The sequence below is a fragment of the Gluconacetobacter sacchari genome, assembly GCF_014174255.1.
Lineage (GTDB): Bacteria > Pseudomonadota > Alphaproteobacteria > Acetobacterales > Acetobacteraceae > Gluconacetobacter > Gluconacetobacter sacchari.
Genome location: NZ_JABEQJ010000006.1, coordinates 122,415 through 147,860, shown reverse-complemented (window position 1 = coordinate 147,860; position 25,446 = coordinate 122,415). Strand labels below are relative to the sequence as shown.

General features: G+C 67.9%; 21 protein-coding genes and 1 tRNA gene. 15 read left to right on the top strand and 7 right to left on the bottom strand.

Going from position 1 to position 25,446, the window contains the following annotated elements; genetic code table 11:
* Positions 1–95: 95 nt before the first annotated feature.
* Positions 96–773, bottom strand: a complete 678-nt coding sequence (locus HLH48_RS06730; RefSeq protein ID WP_182996729.1) for a TetR/AcrR family transcriptional regulator — start codon at positions 771–773, stop codon at positions 96–98.
* 179 nt (positions 774–952) lie between these two features.
* On the opposite strand from HLH48_RS06730, the gene HLH48_RS06725 reads away from it, so the two are divergent.
* The 3 genes from HLH48_RS06725 to HLH48_RS06715 all read left to right on the top strand — a co-directional run bounded on the left by HLH48_RS06725 (position 953) and on the right by HLH48_RS06715 (position 3,268).
* Positions 953–2,560, top strand: coding sequence for an efflux transporter outer membrane subunit (locus tag HLH48_RS06725; RefSeq protein WP_182996728.1), 1,608 nt, complete (start codon positions 953–955; stop codon positions 2,558–2,560).
* 141 nt (positions 2,561–2,701) lie between these two features.
* Positions 2,702–3,115 carry an RNA polymerase-binding protein DksA gene (dksA, locus tag HLH48_RS06720; RefSeq protein WP_182996727.1) on the top strand — a complete coding sequence of 138 codons (414 nt, stop codon included), beginning with the start codon at positions 2,702–2,704 and terminating at the stop codon, positions 3,113–3,115.
* A gap of 78 nt (positions 3,116–3,193) precedes the next feature.
* Positions 3,194–3,268 (top strand) — tRNA-Thr (locus tag HLH48_RS06715).
* Between the two features lie 408 nt (positions 3,269–3,676).
* On the opposite strand, the gene HLH48_RS06710 is transcribed toward HLH48_RS06715, so the two are convergent.
* The 3 genes from HLH48_RS06710 to HLH48_RS06700 all read right to left on the bottom strand — a co-directional run bounded on the left by HLH48_RS06710 (position 3,677) and on the right by HLH48_RS06700 (position 6,899).
* Positions 3,677–4,570: a prohibitin family protein gene (locus HLH48_RS06710; protein WP_182996726.1), complete on the bottom strand. Its 894-nt coding sequence runs from the start codon at positions 4,568–4,570 to the stop codon at positions 3,677–3,679.
* Between the two features lie 89 nt (positions 4,571–4,659).
* Complete coding sequence (locus HLH48_RS06705; RefSeq protein WP_182996725.1) at positions 4,660–6,000, bottom strand: amino acid permease; 1,341 nt, start codon at positions 5,998–6,000, stop codon at positions 4,660–4,662.
* A gap of 125 nt (positions 6,001–6,125) precedes the next feature.
* Positions 6,126–6,899: an SDR family oxidoreductase gene (locus HLH48_RS06700; RefSeq protein WP_182996724.1), complete on the bottom strand. Its 774-nt coding sequence runs from the start codon at positions 6,897–6,899 to the stop codon at positions 6,126–6,128.
* Between the two features lie 156 nt (positions 6,900–7,055).
* On the opposite strand from HLH48_RS06700, the gene HLH48_RS06695 reads away from it, so the two are divergent.
* The 7 genes from HLH48_RS06695 (at position 7,056) to HLH48_RS06665 (ending at position 15,788) form a co-directional block, all read left to right on the top strand.
* Entirely contained in the window at positions 7,056–7,958 is a 903-nt protein-coding gene (locus HLH48_RS06695; protein WP_182996723.1) for a LysR family transcriptional regulator, read from the top strand.
* An 87-nt stretch (positions 7,959–8,045) separates the two neighbouring features.
* Positions 8,046–8,336 carry a YtcA family lipoprotein gene (locus tag HLH48_RS06690; RefSeq protein ID WP_182996722.1) on the top strand — a complete coding sequence of 97 codons (291 nt, stop codon included), beginning with the start codon at positions 8,046–8,048 and terminating at the stop codon, positions 8,334–8,336.
* Positions 8,333–9,382: a multidrug transporter subunit MdtN gene (gene mdtN, locus HLH48_RS06685; RefSeq protein WP_182996721.1), complete on the top strand. Its 1,050-nt coding sequence runs from the start codon at positions 8,333–8,335 to the stop codon at positions 9,380–9,382. Before HLH48_RS06690 ends, mdtN begins: the two co-directional genes overlap by 4 nt.
* Positions 9,363–11,150, top strand: a complete 1,788-nt coding sequence (locus HLH48_RS06680; RefSeq protein WP_182996720.1) for an FUSC family protein — start codon at positions 9,363–9,365, stop codon at positions 11,148–11,150. Before mdtN ends, HLH48_RS06680 begins: the two co-directional genes overlap by 20 nt.
* Positions 11,147–12,712, top strand: a complete 1,566-nt coding sequence (locus HLH48_RS06675) for a TolC family protein (protein ID WP_182996719.1) — start codon at positions 11,147–11,149, stop codon at positions 12,710–12,712. The genes HLH48_RS06680 and HLH48_RS06675 overlap by 4 nt, the downstream gene beginning before the upstream one ends.
* Positions 12,713–12,927: 215 nt before the next feature.
* Positions 12,928–14,430 carry an aldehyde dehydrogenase family protein gene (locus tag HLH48_RS06670; RefSeq protein WP_182996718.1) on the top strand — a complete coding sequence of 501 codons (1,503 nt, stop codon included), beginning with the start codon at positions 12,928–12,930 and terminating at the stop codon, positions 14,428–14,430.
* A 74-nt stretch (positions 14,431–14,504) separates the two neighbouring features.
* Positions 14,505–15,788: an NAD(P)/FAD-dependent oxidoreductase gene (locus tag HLH48_RS06665; protein WP_182996717.1), complete on the top strand. Its 1,284-nt coding sequence runs from the start codon at positions 14,505–14,507 to the stop codon at positions 15,786–15,788.
* 3 nt (positions 15,789–15,791) lie between these two features.
* Here HLH48_RS06665 and HLH48_RS06660 read toward each other — a convergent pair whose 3' ends face one another.
* Complete coding sequence (locus tag HLH48_RS06660; RefSeq protein WP_306309947.1) at positions 15,792–16,424, bottom strand: TetR family transcriptional regulator; 633 nt, start codon at positions 16,422–16,424, stop codon at positions 15,792–15,794.
* A 193-nt stretch (positions 16,425–16,617) separates the two neighbouring features.
* Here HLH48_RS06660 and HLH48_RS06655 point away from each other — a divergent pair, with 193 nt between their 5' ends.
* On the top strand, positions 16,618–17,322 hold the full coding sequence (locus tag HLH48_RS06655) for an HAD family hydrolase (protein WP_246387014.1): 705 nt from the start codon (positions 16,618–16,620) through the stop codon (positions 17,320–17,322).
* Positions 17,323–17,356: 34 nt separating this feature from the next.
* Here HLH48_RS06655 and HLH48_RS06650 read toward each other — a convergent pair whose 3' ends face one another.
* Positions 17,357–17,689, bottom strand: a complete 333-nt coding sequence (locus HLH48_RS06650) for a DUF6525 family protein (protein ID WP_182996715.1) — start codon at positions 17,687–17,689, stop codon at positions 17,357–17,359.
* A 160-nt stretch (positions 17,690–17,849) separates the two neighbouring features.
* Here HLH48_RS06650 and HLH48_RS06645 point away from each other — a divergent pair, with 160 nt between their 5' ends.
* A complete protein-coding gene (locus tag HLH48_RS06645) occupies positions 17,850–18,464 on the top strand; it encodes a DUF1826 domain-containing protein (protein ID WP_182996714.1) in 615 nt (204 codons plus the stop codon).
* Positions 18,465–18,467: 3 nt separating this feature from the next.
* Positions 18,468–19,046 (top strand): hypothetical protein, encoded by a 579-nt coding sequence (locus HLH48_RS06640; protein WP_182996713.1) that lies wholly within the window; start codon positions 18,468–18,470, stop codon positions 19,044–19,046.
* Between the two features lie 39 nt (positions 19,047–19,085).
* Here HLH48_RS06640 and HLH48_RS06635 read toward each other — a convergent pair whose 3' ends face one another.
* Positions 19,086–20,552 (bottom strand): mannitol dehydrogenase family protein, encoded by a 1,467-nt coding sequence (locus HLH48_RS06635; protein WP_246387011.1) that lies wholly within the window; start codon positions 20,550–20,552, stop codon positions 19,086–19,088.
* Positions 20,553–20,827: 275 nt separating this feature from the next.
* Between HLH48_RS06635 and HLH48_RS06630 the strand changes: the two genes are divergently transcribed.
* Positions 20,828–22,915: a glycogen debranching protein gene (locus tag HLH48_RS06630; RefSeq protein ID WP_182996712.1), complete on the top strand. Its 2,088-nt coding sequence runs from the start codon at positions 20,828–20,830 to the stop codon at positions 22,913–22,915.
* An 11-nt stretch (positions 22,916–22,926) separates the two neighbouring features.
* On the top strand, positions 22,927–25,443 hold the full coding sequence (gene glgP, locus HLH48_RS06625) for an alpha-glucan family phosphorylase (RefSeq protein ID WP_182996711.1): 2,517 nt from the start codon (positions 22,927–22,929) through the stop codon (positions 25,441–25,443).
* The last annotated feature ends 3 nt before the right edge of the window (positions 25,444–25,446 follow it).

The window sequence follows — 25,446 nt, the reverse complement described above, 5'->3', positions numbered from 1 at the left end:
ATGAGCCGACAGGAAAGTTCTCGCCCCCGGCACCGCCCCCGATCAAAAGAACCGGGCCCGCGGACCCGGTGTCCCCCTATGTCCGGCATGCAGGCTCAGCCTGCTCCTTCCTCGGGTTCCGGCACGGGCGGCCCCTTGCCCACCTGGTACGTGTTCAGGAACATCCGCGTCACCGTGCGCGCGATCATCGCGATATGGGCGGGGTCGGAATCGACCGGCAGTTGCAGGCGCTTGCGCCAGGTGATGCGCGTCTGGCACAGGGCATAGAACAGTTCGGCCGCCAGTTCGGGGTCCGGCACGTCCAGGACGCCGTCGTCGGTATGCGCGCGCAACCATTCGGCCAGGATGCCGATCGCCTTGCACGGCCCGACCTGCCAGAACGTCTCGGCCAGGTGCGGAAAGGTCGCGGCTTCCGATATCACGATACGGTTCAGCATCAGCGACAGCGGCGAGGTGGTCAGGCGGATCATCGCGGAGGCGATCCCCTCCAGCGTGGCCTCGGGGCTCCGCGCCTCGCCGACCGTCTCGAACAGCCTGGGCAGCTTCTCGCACGCGGCTTCCTCGATAAAGGCCGCGAACAGGCTCGCCTTGCTGTCATAGTAATTATACAGCGTGCCCTTCGAGACCCCGGCATCGCGCGCGATCTGCGACATGCTGGCGCCCTCATAGCCATGCTCGGCGAAGACCCGGGCCGCGCCATCCATGATCTGCCGCCGCTTCGCGCTGGAGATTCCCGGCAGGTCCGGCACGTTGGGCGACTGGGCGGCTGACATGGCGCGTGGTACCTCCTGGCGACGGCTGCTTTCCCGCGCTGACGGATTGACCACGCGGGGAAAGCCGATAGGGTATCGGCAATGACCGAACCGATCGGTCATTGTTCATGATGTCATATTGCCTCCCGTCATGTCGATAGGACCACTGGCGGGCCTGGGGACAAGCAGGGGACCGTCTGGTGCATAAGGGATATTCTTGGCGGGCTGCCATCATCGGGCTATCCGCCCTGGCTGGCGGATGCGCGGTCGGGCCCGACTTCCACAAGCCCGCGACCTGGACGCCGCCGCACTGGGCCGGGCCGGGATCGTCGCCGCCGACCGGCCCGGCAACGGGGCCCATCACCAGCGACATTTCCGACGCGGCGCCCGACCCCGCATGGTGGGACGTCTTCCACGATGCCGAACTGTCGGCGCTGGAACGCCGCGTGGCGTCGCAGAACCTGTCGGTCGCGATCGCCGCCGCCCGCCTGGCGCAAAGCCGCGCCCAACTGCGCATTGCCGGCGCCGAACGCTATCCGGGCCTCAGCGCCGCCGGGTCGTATTCGCGCGCGCAATACAGCACCAAGATGCTGCAACGCATCGTCAGCGACGTCGGCAACACGCCGCAGGTCCAGCAGGCCCTCGGCAGCCAGTTGGGCAACGCCAGTCTGGCCGACGAATCGGGCCACCTGACGATTCCCCTCCTCGACCAGTGGAAAGACAGCATCGACGCGACGTGGGAAGTCGACCTGTGGGGCCGTGTCCGCCGCCAGTACGAGGCCGCCGGCGCCGATCTGCAAGCCTCCAGGGAGGAGCAGCGCGGCATCCTGACCGCGCAGATGGCCGAACTGGCCCGCGACTACATGGCCCTGCGCGAGGCACAGACCCAGTTGCGCATCCTGCTGGACAATCGCGATACCGCCGCCCAGACGCTGGAACTCAGCCGCCAGCGCAACCGGACCGGTCTGGTCAGCGAACTGGACGTGCAGACCGCCCAGTCCCAGCTCGACGCCACTACCGCCCGCATTCCGCAGGCCGAACAGCAGATCGCCTTGCAGGTCAACGCGCTCAGCCTGCTGCTGGGCGAACCGCCGGCCGCCCTGGCCGGCGAACTGCTCAAGGCCGAGGCCATTCCGCCGGTTCCCCCGCGCGTCCCCGCCGGCGTGCCGTCCGAGTTGGCCCGCCGCCGCCCCGACATCCGCCAGGCGGAGGCGCAACTGCACGGCGCCACCGCGCAGGTCGGCGAGGCCGTGGCCGAATTCTACCCCCGCGTGACCATCGACGCCGGATTCGGCTTCCAGTCGCTGTCCTTCCGCGACCTGGGGTTCTGGAACGCGCGGGCATGGAATGTCGGTCCCTCGATCACCCTGCCGATCTTCCAGGGCGGCCGGCTGCGCGGACAGCTCGAACTGCGCAAATCGGCGCAGCAGGAAGCCGCGATTTCCTACCGCCGCACGGTCCTGGGCGCGTGGCACGAGGTCGATAACGCCCTGACCGCCTATCGCGACGAACAGATGCGCCGCGACAGCCTGGAACGCGAGGTCGCGGCCGACCAGCGCGGGCTGGATCTGGCCCGCGACCAGTATCGCCACGGCATGGTCACGTTCCTGACGGTGCTGGACGCCGAACGCCGCATCCTGGCGGCGCAGACCGACCTGACCAGCAGCACGGCCACCCTGTCGACCGACCTGGTGCAGCTCTATTCCGCCCTGGGCGGCGGGTGGGAAACCACATTCCCCGACCCGGCACCCACCGCCGCCGTCCCCCCGCGCACGGCGGAGCGGACACCCGCCCATGCGCCCGCCTAGGGGCGGAAGCGGCGTTCCGGACCATTTCCGGCAGCTTCAGGCTTGGCGGACGGCGGGCGGCAGCGTATAAGCCGCCCGTTTCGCGGCGGGTCCCTGTCGGGCGATGCGCTCGTCCCGGGGCAATATTCAAGGACGCGCACCATGATCACACTGCCCCCCGATTACCGCCCCTCGGAAGACGAGGAGTTCATGAACCCGCTCCAGGTGGAATATTTCCGCCAGAAGCTCCTGAAATGGCGTGCCGACCTGCTGAAGGAAGCCGACGAGACCCTGGCCAGCCTCTCGGAGGGCGGGATTCACGAAGCCGACATCACCGACCGCGCCAGCGTCGAGACCGACCGAGCGCTGGAACTGCGCACGCGCGACCGGGCACGCAAGCTGATTTCCAAGATCAACCAGGCCCTGCTGCGAATCGAGAACGGATCGTACGGCTATTGCGAGGAAAGCGGCGAGCCGATCGGCCTGAAACGCCTGGAAGCCCGCCCGATCGCAACCCTGTCGATCGAGGCGCAGGAACGGCATGAACGCATGGAAAAGATCCACCGCGACGACTGACCGCGCCCCGGCCACGTTTTCTCGCCCAGGGGGGGTTGCAACCCGCCAACGGAGGCGGTAGGAACCGCCCACCCCGTTGCTGCTGTAGCTCAGTGGTAGAGCACTCCCTTGGTAAGGGAGAGGTCGACAGTTCAATCCTGTCCAGCAGCACCATGATTTTCCGAGAAATTAGCCGATTATTGGATCGGGACGGCCTCATAAACGAGACGTTCCGTGTCGGGTAGAGGCGGCCCGAATCGCCCAAAATCGTGCAAAATCCGTACAGCCTTTTCCCCTTGTACCCCTGGGGGATGCCGACTTCGCCGAAGTGGAGGCTCCGGCAGGAGGCCCCCCCTCCCCCCACTGGCCCGCGATTATCGCGTGGGCCCTGGCCGCCGCTCTGTTCTGCGAGGTGTGGTCGTGAGTGACTTTCTCCGCCGGGTGTGGGCGTTCTTCCGCAGCGCCTCATTGATGCCTGGTGGAAATGGCAATTTCGCAAGCCCCCCCTCGGGGCGGCCTTTTTGATTCCTGTAGATCCGCGATGAAAGCGTGGTGCGCAACGAGGCGGTACATAGCCGTCCGTCACTTCTCCTGCGAGATCGTGCTACCGATAAACGGCAACGGCGCACCGGCGCTCAGATAGGTCGGCATGGTGCCATTCCAGCGATCCAGAGCCTTCTGCTGCAACAGAGGCGCCGTCAGAGACTGTGAAACGAGAGTATTGGCCTTGGCCTGAGCCTGCGACGTCACGAGCAGGGCCTGGGCTTGCCCCTGCGCCGTTGCGATCGCCGCATCTGCCTGCGCTTTGGCCTGCACGACCTGCTGCTGGGCCGAGATCTGTGTCTGCTGCAAGGTATATTGGGCCTGAAGGGCCTGCTGCTGGGCAACCTGCTTCGCCTCGATGGCCTGCTCATAGACCTGGGAGAAGGCAAAATTCGATATATTCACGGCTTCGATACTCAAATGGTAAGGAAGCAGCGACCTGATAACCAGATCCTTGATCTGCCCGTCGACGATATCCCGCTTCGTGATCAATTCCTCCGCATTGTAATTCGCGGTTACCGCCTTCACGTCATTGGAGACCGTCGGCCCGATTATGCGGCTTCCAAGAACACCGAACGCCCTGAAATCCCGATAGAACCCCGGGGCATCGGCCGGGTTGATGTGAAAGGTCACCGAGACCGACGTGTGAACATTCTGCAGATCGTGGGTGGCCGCTCTTTCATCAGACGTGACGGTCTGCGGCTGGGTCGAGACCAGTACGATCTGCTGGTAGAAAGGAATCGCAAAGCGCAGACCGGGATTAAGCGGCGTGGGCTGCACCGATCCGAAATTCAGCAGAACACCACAATAACCCGAAGTAACCTGATAGAACGGATTCAGGATCAGAAGAACCACCAGCGCCAGGACCGCCGCAATACCAACCTTGAAAACCCCGGACGAAAACAGTTCGTGCGACGCACCAAATCTCATCATGCTCTCCCCATGTGCATTGTTCCGTATCCGCGCCCGTCACGACCGCCGCAAGCCGGCGGGGGGCACCTCTCCGGCAGACCACGGGCCCGTCACACCACGGAAGCCCCCGCCCGCAGCGCCGACAGTCGCCCATGCAGCAGCGCCAGCCCGGCCAGCCACACCGCATCCAGCACGAACGGCACATACAGCCGCCCCCCCCAGACAATATCCAGCCCGATCGCGAGCAGAAAGACGATGGCCAGCCAGTTGCTGACCGGCGCCCCCGGCAGCGCCGCCACCAGCCCGCGCGTGCCGTCCACCCCGCGCCGATAGGCCAGATGCGCCGCCATGATCGACACCCACACGAAGATCAGCAGAAACGCCACCCCCTGGATCGCGTAGCCGAACAGCCGATCGGGCAGGAAATAATTCAGCGCCACGCCGGCCAGCATGGTGAGGAACGAAGCCGCGAAGGCCATCGCCGGCACGCCCGCCGCCGAGCGCTCGCGCAGCCGGGCGGACGCCATGCCGCTCTCGGCCAGCGAGGCCAGCGTGCGGCTGGTGGCATACAGCCCGGCATTGCACGCCGACAGCGCCGCCAGCGCCATGACGGCATTGATCGCCCCGGCCGCCATCGGCAGGCCCATATGCCGAAAGGCCAGCACGAACGGACTATGCGCCGAATCCACCTCTCCCCACGGCACGATCGCCATGATCACGGCCAGACTGCCGATATAGAAGACGAGGATGCGCCCGACGATGCCGTTGATCACCCGCGGCAACACACGCACGGCGTTGTCGGTCTCCGCCGCCGTCAGGGCAATGATCTCGGTGCCGCCGAAGGCGAACAGCGCCACCGGCAGAATGGCGGCAAAGCCCGCCATCCCGTGCGGCAGCATCACCCCCGCATCCCACAGATGGCCGAAGGACGCCCGCGGCCCCGCCGGCCCGACATGACCCAGGATCGTGACCAGCCCGCAGCCCAGCAGCGCGACGATCGCCCAGATCTTGACGAGAGCCAGCCAGAACTCCATTTCGCCGAAGGTCGCGACGGCGCGTGACCCCACCGCCAGCAGCACGGCCCCCAGCATCGCGGCCACCGCCCATTGCGGCACCCCTGGCACCCAGTAGCGCACGAATATGCCGGCGGCGGTGATTTCGGAAATGCACACCAGCGTCCAGATCAGCCAGTAGCTCCAGCCGACCATGAATTCCATCCGCGCACCCACATACCGCCCGACGAAGGCATTCAACGTCCGCCCCTCCGGGTCGGACAGCGCCAGTTCCGCCGCCGCCCGGCCGATCAGAAACACCACGACGCCACACAGCAGATAGGCCAGCAGAACGGAGGTCCCCGCCTGCCGGATCGCCCCGCCGGAACCCAGGAACAACCCGGCTCCGACCGAGCCGCCCAATGCCATGAACAGAATATGGCGCTGCTTCAGACCCAAGAACCGTCCCCCCGAAACCAACCGGGGCGGCGCATGCCGCACCGCCCCCGAACCGTCACCATAGACACGGCCCCAGCCGGCGCAAAGCCGGATCGCGACGGGAACGACCGAAGGGATTTGCCAGGCTATTTCGTGGTGTATCCGCCATTGATCAGGATGGTCTGGCCGGTGATCCACCAGCCGTCCGACACCAGGAAGCGGATAAAGGGCGCCACGTCCTCGATCTCGGTCAGGCCGGTGCGGCTGAAGGCCGACAGCGCCGCCGCCTGCTTGTGATAGGCCACGGCCTCCGGCGCTTCCTGCCCGTAGAAGAACGGGGTATCCATCGGTCCCGGCCCCACCGCGTTGACCGAAATCCCCCGCTCGCCGAACTCCTTCGACGCCGCGCGGGTATAATGCTCGACCGGCGCCTTGGCCCCGGCATAGGTCGAATAGAACGGCGTATAGGCCCCCAGCAGAGACGTCACCAGCGTCACCAGCTTGCCGCCGTCCTTCAGGTGAAGCCCCGCTTCCTTGATGAAGAAATAAGCGGCCTTGGAATTGATCGCTGTCATCGCGTCGAATTCGGCCTCGCTGGTCTCGGCGATCGGCTTTTTCAGCACCTTCCCCACGGTATTGATCGCGATATCCGGCCGCCCGATCGCGCCCACCATATCCGCGAACAGCTCGGCACAGGCCCCGGCACGGGTCAGGTCGGCCTGGAAAGCCACCGCCTCGGCACCCGCCGCGCGCAGATCGGCCAGCGTCTTTTCGGCCTCGGGCCGCGAGGAATCGCTGTTGTAATGGATCGCGATCGCCCGTGCCCCCGCCGCCGCCAGGTCGCGCGCGATCAACCCGCCCAGATTCTTCGCCCCGCCGGCAATCAGAACCGTCTTTCCATTGATGCTGTGATCGGCCATCTCGATGGCTTCCTCCCGTCCCTCCCCCACGGGATGCGGGAGATCATGGCCGCCACGATATCATTCCAAAAATACGGATAAATTTGCGTTTTCGAACAACACATGTCGTAGAACCCGAACAAAACGCCCCCTACCGACACGGTTTCGAGGGAAACGATGGACCGCATCGACCTGTTCCGCATCTTCGCGCGCGTGGTGGAAAGCGCCAGCTTCACGCGGGCCGCCGCCACGCTGGACCTGCCGCGCTCAACGGTTTCGACCGCGATCCAGGATCTGGAGACCCGGCTGGGCACCCGCCTGCTGGCCCGCACCACCCGCCGCGTCGCCCCGACACCCGACGGCGCGGCATTCTACGAACAATGCGTCCGCCTGGTCGCGGACATCGAAGAAGCCGAAGGCCAGTTCCGCCGGGATACGACCGGCCCGCACGGCGTGCTGCGGGTGGACATGCCCGGCCGCATCGGCCGACTGATCGTCGCTCCGGCGCTGCCCGATTTCCTGGCCCGCCACCCCGGCATCACCATCGAACTGGGCGTGACCGACCGCGCCGTGAACCTGATCGAGGACGGCACGGACTGCGCGCTGCGGGTCGGCCCGATACATGACTCCGCCCTGATCGCCCGCCGGATGGGCGAATTCCGCCTGCTCAACGTCGCCAGCCCGGCCTACCTGGCCCGACAGGGCACCCCCCGCCACCCCGACGACCTGCCCGGCCATCAGGCGGTGCGCTACGCCTCGCCCGCCAGCGGGCGGGTCGAGCCCTGGGAATGGCTCCAGGACGGCACCCTGCATACCCTCACCCTGGCCGGCCGCGTCACCGTCAACAGCGCCGAAGCCCTGATCGCCTGCTGCCTGGCCGGCCTGGGCATGATCCAGGTCCCCGCCTACGACGTGCAGGACCACCTGCGCTCCGGCGCGCTGGTCGACCTGCTGCCGGACTGGCGTGCCGCGCCGATGCCGCTGACCCTGCTGCATCCCCACCGCCGCCATGCCGCGCGCCGGGTAAGGGTCTTCGCCGACTGGCTGGGCGCATTGCTGGCCCCCCTGTTGCGGGCCTGATGGCATTTTCCTGTTCTTTTTTGAAAAAAAGAACCAAAAACCTTTTGAACGCTTAAAACGAAACCCCGCCAGCGCGCTCGGAGACCAATGAGACAAAAGTCTTTTTGCTTCTTTTTCTTCAGAAAAAGAAGATCCCTGCTCCCCCTCGTCGCCCTCGACGGCTGCGCGCTGCATGGCGCCCCGTCCTTTCCCATCGCCGGCGCCTATTTCCCGGCCTGGATGCTGTGCGCGCTCCTGGGCGTCGCGGTGGCGGTCGGCCTGCGCGCGGCGTTCCTGATGGCCGGCCTCGACGCCCTGCTCAGCTTCCGGCTGTTCACTTATGTCGCGCTGGGCACACTGGCCGCGCTCGCCCTGTGGGCACTGGCATTCGGGCCATGAAGCGGGTCCCTATGGGCGGCAATCGCCGCATCGGCATCGTGATCGCCGTGGCCTGCATCGGCGCGGCCGTCCTGGCCGGCCTGCATGTCGCGCATCAGGACAGCGCCTATCCCTCGACCGACAGCGCCACCATCGACGCCGAACTGGTGCATGTCGCCTCGATCGTCGGCGGCCGGCTGGTGACGTTGCCGGTGCATGAAAACCAGCATGTCCATCAGGGCGACCTGCTGTACCGGATCGACCCGGAACCCTACGCGCTGACGGTCCGCCAGGCCGAAGCCAACCTGGCCCTGGCGACGGCGGAACTGAACAACCAGCGCCGCCTGCTGGCGGTCCGCACCGCCCAGGCTGCCACCGCGCGCGACCAGGTGACCCGGGCCCAGGCCAACCGCGACCTGGCGGACCGGACCGTGACGCGGCTGGAACCGCTGGCCGGCCAGTCCTTCATTCCCTGGCAGCAATATGACCAGGCACGGGTCACGCGGAACAATGCCGAGATCTCGCTGGCCCAGGCCCATCAGCAGTCGGCGGCCGCCGACATCGCGATCGGCGACCTGGCCAGCGCGACGGCCGCGCAGGCCGCCAGCCAGGCCGCCCTGGACCGCGCGCGCTACGAATTGCGGCAGACGATCGTCACCGCCCCGGCCGACGGTTTCGTCACCAGCCTGCGGGTCAAGGCCGGCGAGGTCCTGGCCCCCTCGCAGGTCCTGTTCACCCTGATCGCCGACGATGCCTGGTACGCGGTCGCCAACCTGCGCGAAATCACCCTGCCGGCGGTCCATCCCGGCGACTGCGCGACGGTCTATTCGATGATCGACCGCCGCACGCCGCTCCAGGGCCGGGTGGAGAGCATCGGCTGGGGCGTCCTGTCGGCGGACTCCGCCGGCCTGGCGCGGTCGCTGCCGTTGGTACCCCGGCAGATGGACTGGGTGCATGTCGCCCAGCGCTTCCCGGTCCGGGTGCGCGTACGGGCAGCCGACCCCACCCTGCTGCGGATGGGCGCGACGGCCACGGTCGAGATCCGGCATGGCCCCGCCTGTCCCTGATCCCGCCCCCCTCACCCCGGCGCGGCTGTGGCGGCAGGTGCGCGACCCGGCGCCCGGCCGGCTGGGCCATGCGCTGCGCATGGCGGCCGGCTGCACGACGACGGTACTGGTGGGAGAAATCTGGCAGGTCCCCGACCTGGCGGTCCCCGCCCTGGTCACCCTGGCCCTGTGGCAGAAGGACCGCGTGACCAACGCCGTGGCCGGCATCGCGGTCAATGTGCTGATCCTGGTCCTGCTGGCCCTGATCTACGGGCTGATCGCCCTCACGCTCGATCACCCGATGGCGCTGGTGGTCACCATCACCCTGCTGTCCTTCGGCTTCTTCTTCCTCGGTTCGGCCAGCAAGCTGAAGCCGGTGGCCTACATGCTGGGTCTGATCGTGGTCTACGGGCTGGTCGCCATCGACCAGGCGCCGGTCGGCGAAATCGTCACCCGCGCCCTGCTCTATACCGACCTGTTCCTGGCGGTGCCGGGCGCGGTGATGGTGGTGCTGGGCCTGCTGATCTGCCCCTCGCCCCGCCGGGTGCTGACCGACGCCATCGCCGCCCGCCTGCGCCTCAGCGCGGCCCTGCTGCGCGGCACCGACGACACCGCCCGCGCCCAGGCGACCGGCCTGCTGCGCGAGGGCGCGGCCGGCATGGCACAGGCGCTGCGCATGGCGGCTCTGGAGCGGCTCTGGCGCCCGGCCGACCTGGCCTGCCTGCGCCAGGCCGCCAACAGCGCCGTCGCGGTACTGGCCCTCGCGGAGTCCGAAGCCACCCACGGCCGCGACGCCCCCCAGCCACTGATCGACACGCTGGAAGCCATGGCCGCGATCTTCGCCGACGGCGACTACCCCACCGCCATCGCGGCTCCCCCGGCTCCGGCCGGCCGGCCGGCCTGCGCGGCCATCGCCGCGCTGCTGGCGGTCTTCACCACCCCCGACGCCACGCCAGCCCGGCCCGACGCGCCAGCGGGGAAAAAAAGCGGCTTCTTCGCGCCCGACGCCTTCACCAATCCCGCGCATGTCCGCTTCGCGGTCAAGGGCACCGCCGCCGTCATGACCAGCTACCTGCTGTTCCGGATGGTCGACTGGCCGGGCATCCATACCTGCATCATCACCTGCTTCATCGTCGCCCTGCCGACGATGGGCGAGATGATCGCCAAGCTGACATTGCGGATCGGCGGCGCCCTGGTCGGCGGCGCGATCGGCATCGCCGCCATCATCTTCGTCCAGCCCCATCTCCAGGACATCACCGGCTTCCTGATCCTGGTCTTCGCGGTCTCGCTGCTGGCAGCCTGGGTCAAGACCGGCGACGAACGGATCGCCTATGCGGGCTTGCAGATCGGGCTGGCCTTCTACCTGACCGACCTCAAGGGCTATGGGCCGACCAGCGACATGGCGACGGCCCGCGACCGGATCGTGGGCATCATGCTGGGCAATGTCATCACCTACGCCGTGTTCACCAGTTTCTGGCCCACCAGCGCCTATGACGGAATCGCCCAGCGCCTGCGCGCGGTCGCCACGCTCCTCCGCCGCCAGCGCGCGGCAACCACGAGACAGGACCAGGCCGCCTGCATGGCAGAACTGCAATCCGCCGTCTCGCAAGGCGAGCGGCAGGTGGAATACGCGCTGGCGGAGCCCGACCACATGCGCGCGGAGATGGATCTGATCGCATCGTTCCAGACAGGCTTCGCCGAAGCCGGCCGGCTGGGCGCGGACCTGCTGGACGGCACCGCCCCCGACGCCGCCGCCCGCATCACGGCGCTGGAAACCCTCGCCTCATGAAAACCCGCTTCAAGACAACCGCCGCGATGACGCTGCTCCTCGCCGGCTGCGCGACCTCCGAGCTGGCCACCGCCCCGCCCCGTCCCGATCAGCCCTGGACCCCCGATATCACGGCCGAAGGCGCCATCGTGCCGCCCGGACAGGGCCGGCGCGGCCTCACCCTGCCGCCCGGCTACAGCCTGCCCTCCGACCCGACGGTGGTCACGCGCGGCGCCTCGCCCGCCCTGCCGGCGCGCACCGGCCAGCCCTACACGCTGGCCGACCTGATCGACATCGCGCAATCCGCCAATCCCCAGACCCGCCGCGCCTGGAACACCGCGCGCGACGCCGCGCTGGCGGTCGGCATCGCCAAGAGCACCTACCTGCCGCACCTGACGGCCACCGTGGTCGGCGGCTGGTCCCACAGCCAGGCCCGGACCTCCGATGCGTCGCTGGACACCGGCGGCTACGGCACGCTCCCCCTGGGCAACGGCACCGGCAACCGCAATTCCGGCGCCGGCGAGGTGCAGACGCTGGGCCTGGAATGGCTGCTGTTCGATTTCGGCCGCCGCGAGGCGACCATCGCGGCCGCGCGCCAGGCGCAGATCGCCACCAACGTCCTGTTCACCGCGGCGCACCAGCGGGTGATCTACGCCGTCACCACCGCCTTCCACACCCACGCCGCCGCCGCCGCCCGGGCGCGGCTGCTCCACACCGCCCTGGACAATGCGCGCCACGTCCAGGCAGCCGCCGAGGCCCGGCTGCGGCAGGGCCAGGGCACGATCCTCGACGTCACGCAGGCCCGGCAGGCCACCGCCCAGGTCGCCCTGCGCCTGGTCCAGGCCGAGGGCGAGGACGAAAACACCTACCTGGCCCTGCTGGCCGCCACGGGCGTCTCCGCCGAAACCCGCATCGCCCTGGCGGACATGTCGGGCCGCCCCCTGACCCAGGACGACGCCCGGCTCAGCGAAGAGATGGTCAAGCGCGCGGTGGCGCGCCGGCCAGACGTCCTGGCGGCCTATGCGGCGGCGCGGGCGGCGCACAGCCGCGTCGGCGCGGCACGCGACGCCTTCCTGCCCAGCATTTTCCTCACCGGCAACGTCTCCTACGCCACCGGCCGCATGAACCTGACCTCGGTGCCCGGCGCCGGCAGCGATTCCGCGCCCACGCTGAACCTTTCGGCCAACCGCTTCAGCAGCCTGGTCCTGGGCGGGATCAGCGTGCCGATCTTCGATGGCGGCCTGCGCGCGGCGGTGGCCAGACAGGCGCAGGACCAGTCGGACAGTGCCGAGGCCACCCTGCGCCAGACGGTCAACGACTCCATCCAGCAGATCGTGGCGTCGGAAAACGCCCTGCGCACCGGCCTGCACGCCTACGCCGCCGCGACGACGCTGCGCGACGCCTCCCGGACCAGCTTCGACGCGGCCCTGGCCGCCTATCGCGGCGGCACCGGCGCGATCACCCAGGCGGAACTGGCGCAGAACGGCCTGCTGGAGGCCGAGATCAGCCGATCCGACGCCTATTACGCCACCCTCATCGCCGCCGCCGGCCTCGCCTTCAGCACGGGCGCACTCGGGAATTAACAAGCAACATACTCATTTATATAATTTTTACATGATATTATTGTGGCACTCAGTGCCATTTTTCACAACGATGTGACCGCCCGCCCGATTGCCGGCGGCCCTCCTGTCTATATAACGCGGTATACAGAAACACGGACCGGCCCGGTCCTGTTTGATGTCCGGTTCCCTGTCCGGCCTCCTGCCGGACAGGCCATCGCAGTCCAAGGAGTGTCCGCATGTCTGTCGACGAACAGCCGCCCTTCAAGGCACGGTACGAGAATTACATCGGTGGCGCGTGGGTGGCCCCCGTCAAGGGCACCTACATGTCCAACATCACGCCGGTCGACGGCCGCGTGCTGTGCGAGGTCCCGCAATCCACCGCCGAGGATATCGACCTCGCGCTGGACGCCGCCCACAAGGCGTTCAAGGGCTGGGCCCACACCGCGCCCGCCGACCGCGCGCTGATCCTGCTCAGGGCCGCCGATCGGATGGAGCAGAATCTCGACCTGCTCGCCCGCGCCGAAACCTGGGACAACGGCAAGCCGATCCGCGAGACCCTGAACGCCGACATTCCCCTGGCGATCGACCATTTCCGCTATTTCGCCGGCTGCATCCGCGCCCAGGAAGGCGCGCTGAGCGAGATCACCGACACCACGATCGCCTATCATTTCCACGAGCCGCTGGGCGTGGTCGGCCAGATCATCCCCTGGAACTTCCCGCTGCTGATGGGGTCGTGGAAGCTGGCCCCCGCGCTGGCCGCCGGCAATTGCGTGGTCATGAAGCCCGCCGAAACCACCCCCGCCAGCATCCTGGTGCTGATGGAACTGATCGGCGACCTGTTCCCGCCGGGCACGCTGAACATCGTCAACGGCCTGGGCCGCGATGTCGGCGCCGCGCTGTCCAACAGCAACCGCATCGCCAAGATCGCCTTCACCGGCTCCACCCCCACCGGCAAGATGATCGCCCACGCGGCGGCCGAGCACCTGATCCCGGCGACGCTGGAACTGGGCGGAAAATCGCCGAACATCTTCTTCGCCGACGTCATGGACCATGACGACGATTATCTGGACAAGGCGATCGAGGGCTTCGCCCTGTTCGCGCTGAACCAGGGCCAGATCTGCTCCTGCCCCAGCCGCGCGCTGGTGCAGGAATCGATCTACGAGCGCTTCATCGAGCGCGCGCTGCCCCGCGTGAAGGCGATCAGGCAGGGCGACCCGCTGGACCCCACCACCATGATGGGCGCCCAGAACTCTCTGATGCAGCAGCGGAAGATCCTGGACTATATCGATATCGGCAAGAACGAGGGCGCGCAGTTGCTGACCGGCGGCGGCACGCCCGATCTCGGCGCGGTGCTCAAGGAAGGATTCTACGTCCAGCCGACGGTCTTCAAGGGCAACAACAGGATGCGGATCTTCCAGGAGGAAATCTTCGGCCCGGTACTGGCGGTCACGACCTTCCGCACCGAGGAAGAGGCCCTGGCCATCGCCAACGACACCGAGTTCGGCCTCGGCTCCGGCGTATGGTCCCGCAACGCGAACACCTGCTACCGCATGGGCCGCGGCATCGAGGCCGGACGGGTGTGGATCAACTGCTATCACGTCTACCCGGCGCACGCCGCCTTCGGCGGCTACAAGAAGTCCGGGATCGGTCGTGAAACGCACAAGATGGTGCTAGAGCATTACCAGCAGACCAAGAACCTGCTGGTCAGCTACAGCGAGAAGAAGCTCGGCTTCTTCTGAGATGGCCACGGGGGCGCCCGGCCGGCGCCCCTTCCCACCCGTGGCAACCCTTGCAGATGGACCGTGAAGACACGATGGCGACAAAACCGGAAATTCTCATCGTCGGAGGCGGCGTCGCGGGGCTGGCCCTGGCCACCCGGCTGGGCGACACGCTGGGCCGGCAGGGACAGGCCCGCATCACGCTGATCGACAAGAGCTTCTCGCACGTCTGGAAACCGATGCTGCATTGCTTCGCGGCGGGCACGGCGCAGAACGAGAACGACCGCATCAGCTTCATGGCGCAGGCCAGCAGCCGCCATTTCGAATTCTGGCCCGGCGAGATCGTGGCGCTCGACCGCGCGAACAGGCGCGCCATCCTCGGTCCGTTCCGCGCAACCGACGGCGAGGTGGTGCTGGAAAGCCGCACCGTCGAATACGCGGCCCTGGTCCTGGCGATCGGCAGCCGCGCCAACGATTTCGGCACGCCCGGCGTGGCCGAACATTGCCTGTTCATCGACAATCTGGTCGAGGCCAACGGCTTCAACGAAAAATTCCGCATGGAGCTTCTGCGCGCCTACGCGGCCGGCAAGCCGCTCGATATCGCGATCGTCGGCGGCGGCGCGACCGGCACCCAACTGGCGGCCGAACTGCACAAGGCGCTGGATCTGGTCGCCCTGCATTCCTTCGGCGCGTCGCCGCCGCAACTCAGGATCACGCTGCTGGAGGCCGGTCCCCGCATCCTTCCCGCCTTCCCCGAAGCCGTCTCCACGGCCGCGCAGCGCCAACTCGAAAGCATCGGCGTCACGGTCCGCACCTCGGCCATGGTCTCGGGCGCCGACGCCGAGGGGCTGAGCCTGAAGGACGGCACGCGCGTCCCCGCCACGCTGCGGGTCTGGGCCGCCGGGGTCAAGGCGCCGGACGTCACCGCCGCGTTCGACGGGCTGTCCCTCAGCCGGTCGGGCCAGATCCTGGTCCACCCCAACCTGCAATCGCAGGATGATGAGCGGATCTTCGCCCTGGGCGACTGCTCCTTCATCGCCACCGACCCCCTGCCGCCCACGGCGCAGGTCGCCCGCCAGCAGGCCCATCACCTGGCCCGCCACCTGCCGGCCTGGCTGCATGGCGGCGTCGCGGTCCCGGCCTGCGTCTTCCGCAACAAGGGCGCCATCGTGGCGCTGGGCAATTACAATGGCTGGGGCACCCTGCCCGGCGGCACCGTGTTCGGCGGCGGCTTCCTCAACGGCCTCAGCGCGCGCCTGGGCCACCTGATGCTCTATCGCCAGCACCAGGTGGAGCTGTACGGCCTGTTCCGCGGCCTGATGTCCATCCTGGCCGACCGGATCGACGCGATCGTGCGGCCGTCCGTACGGCTGGACTGACCGCTACGCGGGCAGCGCCAGCAGGTCCGCCTGCAACACCAGCACCTTGCGCAGGATCGGCACCAGCGCCGGGCGTCCCTTCAGCCTGATCCATTCGTCCAGCGCGGTGCGAAAGGCCGCGATCGCCGACCGCGCGGCCACGCGCGCCGCCAGCGCCTGGTCGGGCGAACGCGGCAGCCGGCTGGCCAGGGCCGCCGCCAGCGCCTCCTCCCACCGCGCATATTTCCGCAGGCTGACGGAAAGCAGCGCCGGCGTGCGCTCGATCAGATAGACGAAGGCGAACGCCTCGGCCCGGTTCTCCGCCATTTCCGGCACCACCGCTTCCAGCGCGGTGCGAATGATCTCGCGCGGGCCGAACGTCTCCGGGCAGGATTCGACGCTGGCCGTCAGCACGTCGGTCATGTTCTGCGCCCAGGCGGTGACGATATCGGCCTTGGTGGGAAAATACCGAAACAGCGTCCGGCGCGAAATCCCGGCACTGGCCGCGATCTCGTCGACCGTGGTGGCATCGAACCCCCGGGTGGACAGCAGGCGCATCGCGCTGTCGATCAGCGCGGCATGCGTCTGCCTCCGCCGCGCCTCCCGCCGGGAGGGCGCGGAGACCGAGGCGCGTGGGGACGAAACCAAAGGCGGCACAGGCAAGGCAGGATCGCTCTCGAACAGGAAGAAACCGGCGGACCGAACTCCGACAGGCCGACCATAGGCGCGAAAGCACGAAATTTCCATGTCAAATCAATAACATTTTCCGAAATTCCCTTTCCCGGCTTGCACCCCGCGCCGTCGACGGACGATACTGCTCCCGACAGAAACCGCAGAGAGAGACCGCCGCATGCCGGGATATCCGATCCCCCTCCACCTGACCGCATCCGCCTTCCACGCCGTCAAGGGTGTGATTTTCGACATGGACGGCCTGCTGCTGGACAGCGAAAGCCTGGCGATGGATGCGCTGGCCGAAGCGGGGACCGACCTCGGATACGACATGCCGCTCGCCTTTTGCCGCGGCATGATCGGCATGCCGGCCGATACCTGCCGCCAGATGGTCCACGACACGTACGGCACCGATTTCCCGCTCGAACGGTTCTTCGCGTTGCAGGAAGAGCATCTCCGCCGCTATGTCGACAGCGACCGCCTGGTCCTGAAAAAGGGCGTCATCCCGCTGCTCGACCTGCTCGACCGGCTGGGCCTGCCGCGCGCCATCGCCACATCGTCCAGCCGCTACCGCACCGACCACCATCTGGAACTGGTCGGCCTCCTGCCGCGTTTCGACGCCATCGTCACCCGCGACGACGTCACCCGCGGCAAACCGAATCCCGAACCCTACCTGACGGCGGCGGAAAAGATCGGCGTCGCCCCCGAATCCTGCCTGGCGCTGGAGGATTCCCACAACGGCGCCCGCGCCGCCCACGCCGCCGGCATCCCGGTGATCGTGGTGCCGGATCTTCTGGACCCCACCGAAGACGTCCGCGAAAAGGCCCTCGCCATCGTCGACGACCTGGACCATGTCCGCCACTGGCTGGAACAGGCCCACGCCTGAAGGCCGAGCCTGCCGGGCCGGCCGGCGATCGGCTTCATCGCAGGACCGGCACGCAGGCCGCGTCATGCGGCAGCACCGTGCCATATGCCGCGCTGTACCGTGACGCAAAAGCCTTCCGCTCCAGCCGCTCGCAATAATCGAGATACCGGATCAGCGCCCGCTCGGCCCGCGTCGTACGGCCGTACATCCGTTTGTAATGGTGCCAGAGCATCATCACATTGACCGACCAGGCGTCATAGGCATGTTCCGCCACCCGCTTGCGGATCGCGGCTGGCAACGCATCGAACGCCGCCCAGTCGTCCCCCGCATAGCGACGCCACATCTCGTGGCGCATCGTCCGCTCATTGTCCGCCATCGCCTCAGACATCCCGCCGCCCGGACAGGAAAAGGACCGGACGCGCCGCCGTCCAACGCCGCCGCGCCATGGCCACCGGAAACCTCTCACCCATGACAGATGCCATCCACTCATTTGCGATCCGGGCATGGTATGTGTTACATTATAATATAACAATACCAAGGAGCCGAAAATGGGACAGGCCTGCCCGACCCGCCAGCGTTTCGCCGTCCCACCGGCGTTCCGGACCATCGACCGTCTCGACGGGCCCATCGCCCAGGAACCACGCCGGCCGAGCCGGGACCTCGAACGGGCCGCGGCACTCTGGATCGATCACGGGCCGGACCTCTTCCTCAGCCGAGGCACCGCTGAAATCCTCGAAACCGAACTCCGGCCGCTCGCACCCCTCGGCACGCGGGCACTCATCGACGACACGCTCGCCCTTGCCCGTCGTTACCAGCGCCTGTCAGGCACCGCCGAAATCCGCTTCCGCCTGGAGAGAATCAGCGACGACAGTTGCCGCTGCTTCCATGTCGACACCGTCGCCCTCCGCCTTCTCTGCACCTACGCAGGCCCCGGCGTTCAATGGAAATACCATGACGGCGAGACCGTCCATGAAACACCCGCGGGCTGGCTCACGCTCCTCAAGGGCCGACTTTACCCCGGCTGGTCCATGGACGGCGCGGTCCTCCACCGCTCGCCGCCCATCGCCGGCCTCGCGCCGCCGGTCACACGTCTGGTCCTGACCCTCGATCACCCGGACGCCTGCGGCATGGGCCCGCGCCAACCCGTCTCGTCCGGTCGCTGAGCCATGTTCGTCATCGAAAGCTGGCCGGATGCCGCCGACAAGGCCGGCCTGCGCGTCGTCGCATCGACCGATACCCGCATCGTCGCCAACGTGCTGACACCTTTCCCCGACCTCGTCGTCTGGGCTCGCACGGTTCCCGAAACCTGGTCGGATTTCCTCAGCCGGAATCAGGAAATATGCGCGCCCCTCGCCCTCGCCGGCTCCCCCGACCATCTCCTGTCCAGATGGCGGAACCAGGACCTGCTTCCGAAAACCCTTTCATTCCTCAAAGACGATATCGAACAGACCCTGGCCCTGACGACCGCCCTCGGCCCCGCGCGGTTTCTGCGCGTCACCTGGCACCCCGTCACCGGGTCCTTCGCGCCCATACTCGCCGCCGGCGCGCCGCTGCGCACGCTCTGCCTCTACGGCGAGGGAACGCAGACCTTTTTCCACGAGGATGGAACCCGGCCCGGCAGCACCGTGAGCCCCGATCCCTACGCGCTCGTCTTCTGCCGCGCCGGCCTGCCTGTCAGCCTGAAGCCGGAATTCCACGCCGCGCACAAAGGGGCATGTTTCGTATTGATGATCGAAGGCGAATAAGGCCCCATCCCCCCGAAAACCCGGACGGGCCAGCCGCCGTCACGCGCGGGCCTTCGCCACCTCGCGCAGCACGGCCCGCACATCCCCATCCGTCAGACGCCGCAGCATATCGGCAATCGCCGCCACCTGCCCCGCGTGATCCGGCAGGGGCGGCCCGAACACCTCCTCCATCGCCAGAAACGCTTCCGCCTGGGCGGGATGATCGTCACGCGCCTCGGCGCAGATCTGGCGCAGCGCGTCCGCGCGCGGGTCCGTCAGGCCGATTTCCAGCGCTTCCTGCTCATGCAGCGCGAACCAGCGGATCCAGCAGGCAATCAGCAGCACCGCCCCGGGCACCGGCCGGCCGGCTTCGAGGTTCTCCCGCATCGGCGCGATCACCCGCGCGGCCATCTTCGCCGAGCCGTTGCGCCCGATCCGCTCCACATCATGCGCGATGCCCGGATTGCGAAACCGCGTCATCAATCCCGCGGCATAGGAATCCAGGTCCTCGTCGGACAGGTCGACCCCGGCCGACTGCTCATGCCGCATGAACTGCGTGGCGATCGCCCCCAGCGCGGGATCGGTCGCGGCATCGGCCACCGTCGGCAGGTCCGCCAGCCCCCCGGCATAGGCCAGGATCATGTGCGTGCCGTTGAGCATCTGCAACTTCGCACGCTCGAACACGCCGACATCGCGCACGAACCGCGTGCCCGGATGCGCCTCCCAGGCCGGCCGCTCGCCGTCGAAACGCTGGATGATCCACTGGAACCACGGCTCGGCCGAAACCGGGATCGCGTCCTCCACGCCGCCGAGAAGCCGCCGCGCATCCTCCACATCCGCCTCCTGAAACGGCGGCGTGATGCGATCGACCATCGTATTGGGAAAGACCACATGCGCGCCGATCCACGCCGACAGCGCATCGTCGCCGCGCAGCGCGGCATAATCCATCACCACCTGCCGCAGCGTGTCGCCGTTCTCCGCCACATTGTCGCAGCTCAGCACCACGGGCGGCACGCCTCCACGCCGCCGCACCAGATCCAGCCCCGCCACCAGGATGCCGGGCGCGGTCAGGGGAAACGGGCGCGTCAGATCCTCGCGAATGGCGTCGGCGTCCGGGTCCAGCCGTCCCTCGGCGGTGATATGATAGCCGCTGGCCGTCACCGTCAGCGTCACCACCTTGACCAGCGGATCGGCGATGCGGCCGATCAACGCGCCCGGATCGTCGCCGGCGAACACCGCTTCGGAAATCGCCGCCATCACGGAGGCCACCGTGCCCTCGGGCTCGCGGGTCAGCAGCGTGTAGCAATTCTCCTGCCGCCGCAATTGCCTGGTCAGCGTCGGCCGGCGCATCGTGGCCGAGGCGATGCCCCAGCGCAGGCCGTCTTCTCCGGCATGCTGGATGGCCGCCTGGGTCGCCGCCACCTGATGCGCGCGATGGAAGCTGCCACATCCCAGATGCAAAAGTCCCGTTTTCAACAGGCCCGGATCGAAACGCGGCCTGTAGACGGTACGGGGCAGACTGGACAACGCCAAACGGCTCAATTGCAAAACATCAACCTCCATGGTTTCGATTATCGTCATAGATTCAACAGGAATTATCAGGAAAATTCAATATTTTTCGCACATTCAAAATGAAATCGCATATTTTCCTTGTATTTTAATGATCTTTTACAAGACAATAACGCCGGTCGAAAACCTCCCGTCCTCCATCACCGAATGCCACGACATCGGCACGGATTTTCTCGCCTTATCGTCCCGGTTTCTTTAGGCTGCGCCCGTCCTCCTCCGTGGCGAGCATGGCCATGCCGAACGCGCCGTTGCCGACCAGCCCCAGTTTCACCGCGTCCGACGGTGCCCCGTTCCCACCCGGCGCCCTCTGGCTGCCCGACGAACAGGCGTTCAATTTCAGCATCTTCTCGCGCAACGCCACCGCCATCACGCTCCTGCTCTATCGCGCGGACGACCTCGCGACCCCGTGCCTGCGCGTCCCCTTCCGCCTGCCGCACAACAAGACGGGCGATATGTGGCACGCGCGCGTGCCCGCCTCGCATGCCGGCGACGCCTGTTATTACGGCTATTCCGTCGCCGGCCCCTGCCGGCCGGAGGACGGGCTGCTGTTCGACGCCGAAAAGCTGCTGCTGGACCCGTACGCGCGCGGCGTGTTCTTCCCGCCCGGCTTCGACCGCGCGGCGGCCTGCCGCCCGGGGCCGACCGCCGGCCGCGCGCCGCTGGGCGTCCTGCCCGGCCGCGCGGACACGCCCCCGCCGCCCATCCGCCGCCCCCGGCGCCACGACCACGATCTGGTGATCTACGAACTCCATGTCCGCGCCTTCACCCGCGACCCGTCCTCGGGCGTGCCGGCGGCATGGCGCGGCAGCTACGCCGCGCTGACGGCACGCATCCCCTATCTCAAGGCGCTGGGAATCACGGCGGTGGAACTGATGCCGGTCTTCCAGCGCGATCCGCTGCACGGCACGTTCTGGGGCTACATGCCGCTCAATTTCTTCTCGCCCCACGCGGGCTACGCCTCGGACGGCACGGTCGATACGGCCCTGCGCGAATTCCGCGAGATGGTCGCCGCCCTGCACGAGGCGGAAATCGAACTGTTCCTCGATGTCGTCTACAATCATACGGCCGAGGACCATTCCGGCGGCCCCGTCTGGTCCTATCGCGGCATCGACAACGCCTCCTATTATTCCAGCACCCCCGGCACGCCGTTCCGCGCCACCAACCGCTCGGGCTGCGGCAACGACCTCGACGTGGCCGCGCCGGTGGTGCGGCAGTTGATCCTGTCCAGCGTCTGGTTCTGGATCGCGGAAATGGGCATCGACGGCCTGCGCTTCGACCTGGCCTCGACCTTCTCGGTCGACGAGACCGGCCATGTCGATCCCACCGAACCGCCGATCGTCACCGAACTGTCCGACACCGCCCACCACTGGCACACCCGGCTGATCGCCGAGCCCTGGGCCGGCGACGGCTCGCTGATGCAACTGGGCCGCGCCTTCCCCGGGCGGACGTGGCGGCAATGGAACGCCCGCTTCCGCGACGATGTCCGCCGGTTCCTGCGCGGCGACCAGGGCTGCGTTCCGCTGCTGATGACCCGGCTCTACGGCAGCACCGACCTGTTCCCCGACGACCGCGCCCACGCCGCGCGCCCCTATCAGAGCATCAATTACCTCGCCAGCCACGACGGGCTGACCCTGCGCGACCTGTTCTCGTACGACGATCCCGGCCAGTTCGCGGCCAATTGCGGCCACCAGGGCGCGGCGGACGCGCCCGAACCGGTACAGGCGCTGCGCCGCCGGCAGACGCGCAACGGCTTCTGCCTGCTGATGCTGGCCAACGGCACGCCGATGTTCCAGGCGGGCGACGAATTCGGCCACAGCCGGGGCGGCGATCCCAATCCGTACGACCGCGACGACACGACCAACTGGCTCGACTGGCGCCTGACGGAAAACGAAGCGCCGCTGCTGCGTTTCGTGCGGATGCTGGTCGCCTTTCGCGCCGCCCACCCGTCGATCGCGCGCAGCGTCGGCTGGCGCGACGACGTCTCGTGGCACGGCGTCGACGGCGGCGACCCGGATCTGCGCCCGGTCTCGCGCAGCCTGGCCTTCTTTCTGCGGGGCGCGACGATGGAGGATGACGACCTGTATGTCCTGATCAACGGCTGGGACGACACGCTGCATTTCGCCCTGCCCGAGGCGGCGCAGGGCGCCGGCACCGCATGGCGCGGCGTCATCGACACTGCCGCCGCGCCACCCGCCGACATCCTCCCGCCCGAGGCGGCGCTCCCGGTCGGCGACATGGAACGCCTGACGGTACAGGCACGCGCGATCCGCGTCCTGCTGCGAACGAGACGAGACAAAACGAGACAAGACAACACGCGATAGGGAAACGGCACATGGCATCTGACACGCGCACGCTCACCGCACGGGCGGCGGAACACGCGCTGACCACCCTCGCGCTGGATCTGCGCTGGAGCTGGAACCACGCGACCGACCCGCTATGGCGCCAGATCGACCCGGAATGCTGGGACCGCACCCGCAACCCCTGGACGACGCTGAACACCGCCTCGCGCGCCCATCTCAAGATGCTGCTCGGCAAACCCGCCTTCCGCCGCGCGGTCACCGACGCACTGGCCGCCCAGGCCGAGCGGCTGCACCAGCCGACCTGGTTCGGCCGGAAGCACGATGCATCGCCCCTGTCCTGCATCGCCTATTTCAGCATGGAATATATGCTCAGCGAAGCCCTGCCGATCTATTCCGGCGGCCTGGGCAACGTGGCGGGCGACCAGCTCAAGGCCGCCAGCGACCTGGGCGTACCCGTGGTGGCGGTCGGGCTGCTGTTCGCCCAGGGCTATTTCCGGCAGGAACTGACGTCGGACGGCCGGCAGCAGGCGCTCTACCCGTTCAACGACCCCTCCCTGCTGCCGCTCAGCCCGGTCCTGACCGAAGAAGGCGACGTGCTGCGCATCCCGATTCATTTCGGCCAGGGCCCGATATGGGTCCGGGCGTGGAAAGCCGTCGTCGGCCGCGCCACGCTCTATCTGCTCGATACCAACGACCCGGCCAACCCGCCGGGCGTGCGCTGCGTCACCACCCAGCTCTACGGCGGCGACGCCGACCTGCGGCTGCGCCAGGAAATCACGCTCGGCATCGCCGGCTGGCGCCTGCTCGACCAGCTCGGCTACCAGCCCGACGTGTGCCACCTCAACGAAGGCCACGCCGCCTTCGCGGCGGTGGAACGCGCGCGCTGCCTGATGGACCGGCTGCGCATTCCCTTCCGCCAGGCGCTGGTGATCGCGCGGGCCGGCACATTGTTCACCACCCACACCGCGGTGCCGGCCGGTTTCGACCGCTTTCCCCCCGGGCTGATCGGGACCTATCTCGCGCATTATGTCGAAAAGCGGCTCGATATCCCGCTGGACACGCTGCTCGCCCTGGGCCGGGCCGACCCGAACGATCATGGCGAGCCCTTCAACATGGCCTGGTTGGCCATCCATGTCAGCGGCGCGGTCAACGGCGTGTCGCGCCTGCACGGCGCGGTCAGCCGCCGCCTGTTCGCGCCGCTCTTTCCCCGCTGGCCGGAACGGGAGGTCCCGGTCGGCCACGTCACCAACGGCGTCCACACACCCACCTGGGATTCGATCGAGGCCGACACGCTGTGGACCGAGGCCGCCGGTTCCGAACGCTGGCGCGGCACGCAGGAAGGCCTCGCCGATCGCATCCGCGCGCTGGACGACCGCACGCTGTGGACCACCCGCTGCCAGGCCCGCGCCGCGTTCATTCACAAGGTCGCCGCCACCTACGCCGAACGTCAGGGGTTCTCCGGCGACGTGGGGCTCGCAAGCCTGCCCGTCCCGGCCCTCAGCCCGGACGTGCTGACCCTCGGCTTCGCCCGCCGCTTCGCCACCTACAAGCGGCCGGACCTGCTGCTGCACGATCCCGACCGCCTGGCGCGCCTGCTTTCGCACCCGGAACAGCCCATGCAACTGGTGCTGGCGGGCAAGGCCCACCCCGCCGACCTGGCGGGACAGGCCCTGATCACCCGCTGGCTCGCCTTCGCCCGGCGGCCCGATGTCCGGGGCCGCATCGTCTTCATGACCGATTACGACATGGCGGTGGCCCAGATCCTGGTCCAGGGCGTCGACCTGTGGATCAACACCCCCCGCCGCCCGTGGGAGGCCAGCGGCACCAGCGGCATGAAGGTGCTGGTCAATGGCGGGCTGAACCTGTCGGAGCTGGACGGCTGGTGGGCCGAGGCCTACGCGCCCGAGGTCGGCTGGGCGCTGGGCGACGGCCGCGAGCATGGCGAGGACCCGGCGGTGGACACGGCCGAGGCCGAGGCGATGTACACCCTGCTCGAATCCGAAATCGCCCCCGCCTTCTACGCGCGCGACGGCCAGGGCATTCCCGCCGCCTGGGTCGGCCGCATGCGCGAAAGCATGGCGCGGCTGACCCCGCTTTTTTCCGCCAACCGCGTGGTGCGCGACTATACCGATCATTTCTACCTGCCGGCCGCCACGCGCTATCACGCGCGGCTGGCCGATGGCGGGCAGGCGGCCCATGACATCGTGCAATGGCAGGACAGGCTCGACACCGCCTGGCCCGAGCTGCGCATCGCCTCCGTCACGATATCCGGACCGGAGGGACAACGGCATGTGGCGGTGGCGCTCTCCCTCGGACACATTCCGGCCGATGCCGTCCAGGTTCAGCTCTATGCCGATCCCATCGATGCGGGGCCGCCCTCCGTCACCGTCATCCCGCCCGGCGACTGCCGCGATTCGGACGGCCTGACCCACTACACGCTGACGACCGGCCTGGACCGGCCGGCAGGCGATTACACGGTGCGCGTCATCCCGGCCCGAAGCGGCATCGCGATCCCGCTGGAGAGCACGCACATCACCTGGCAGCGCTAGAAA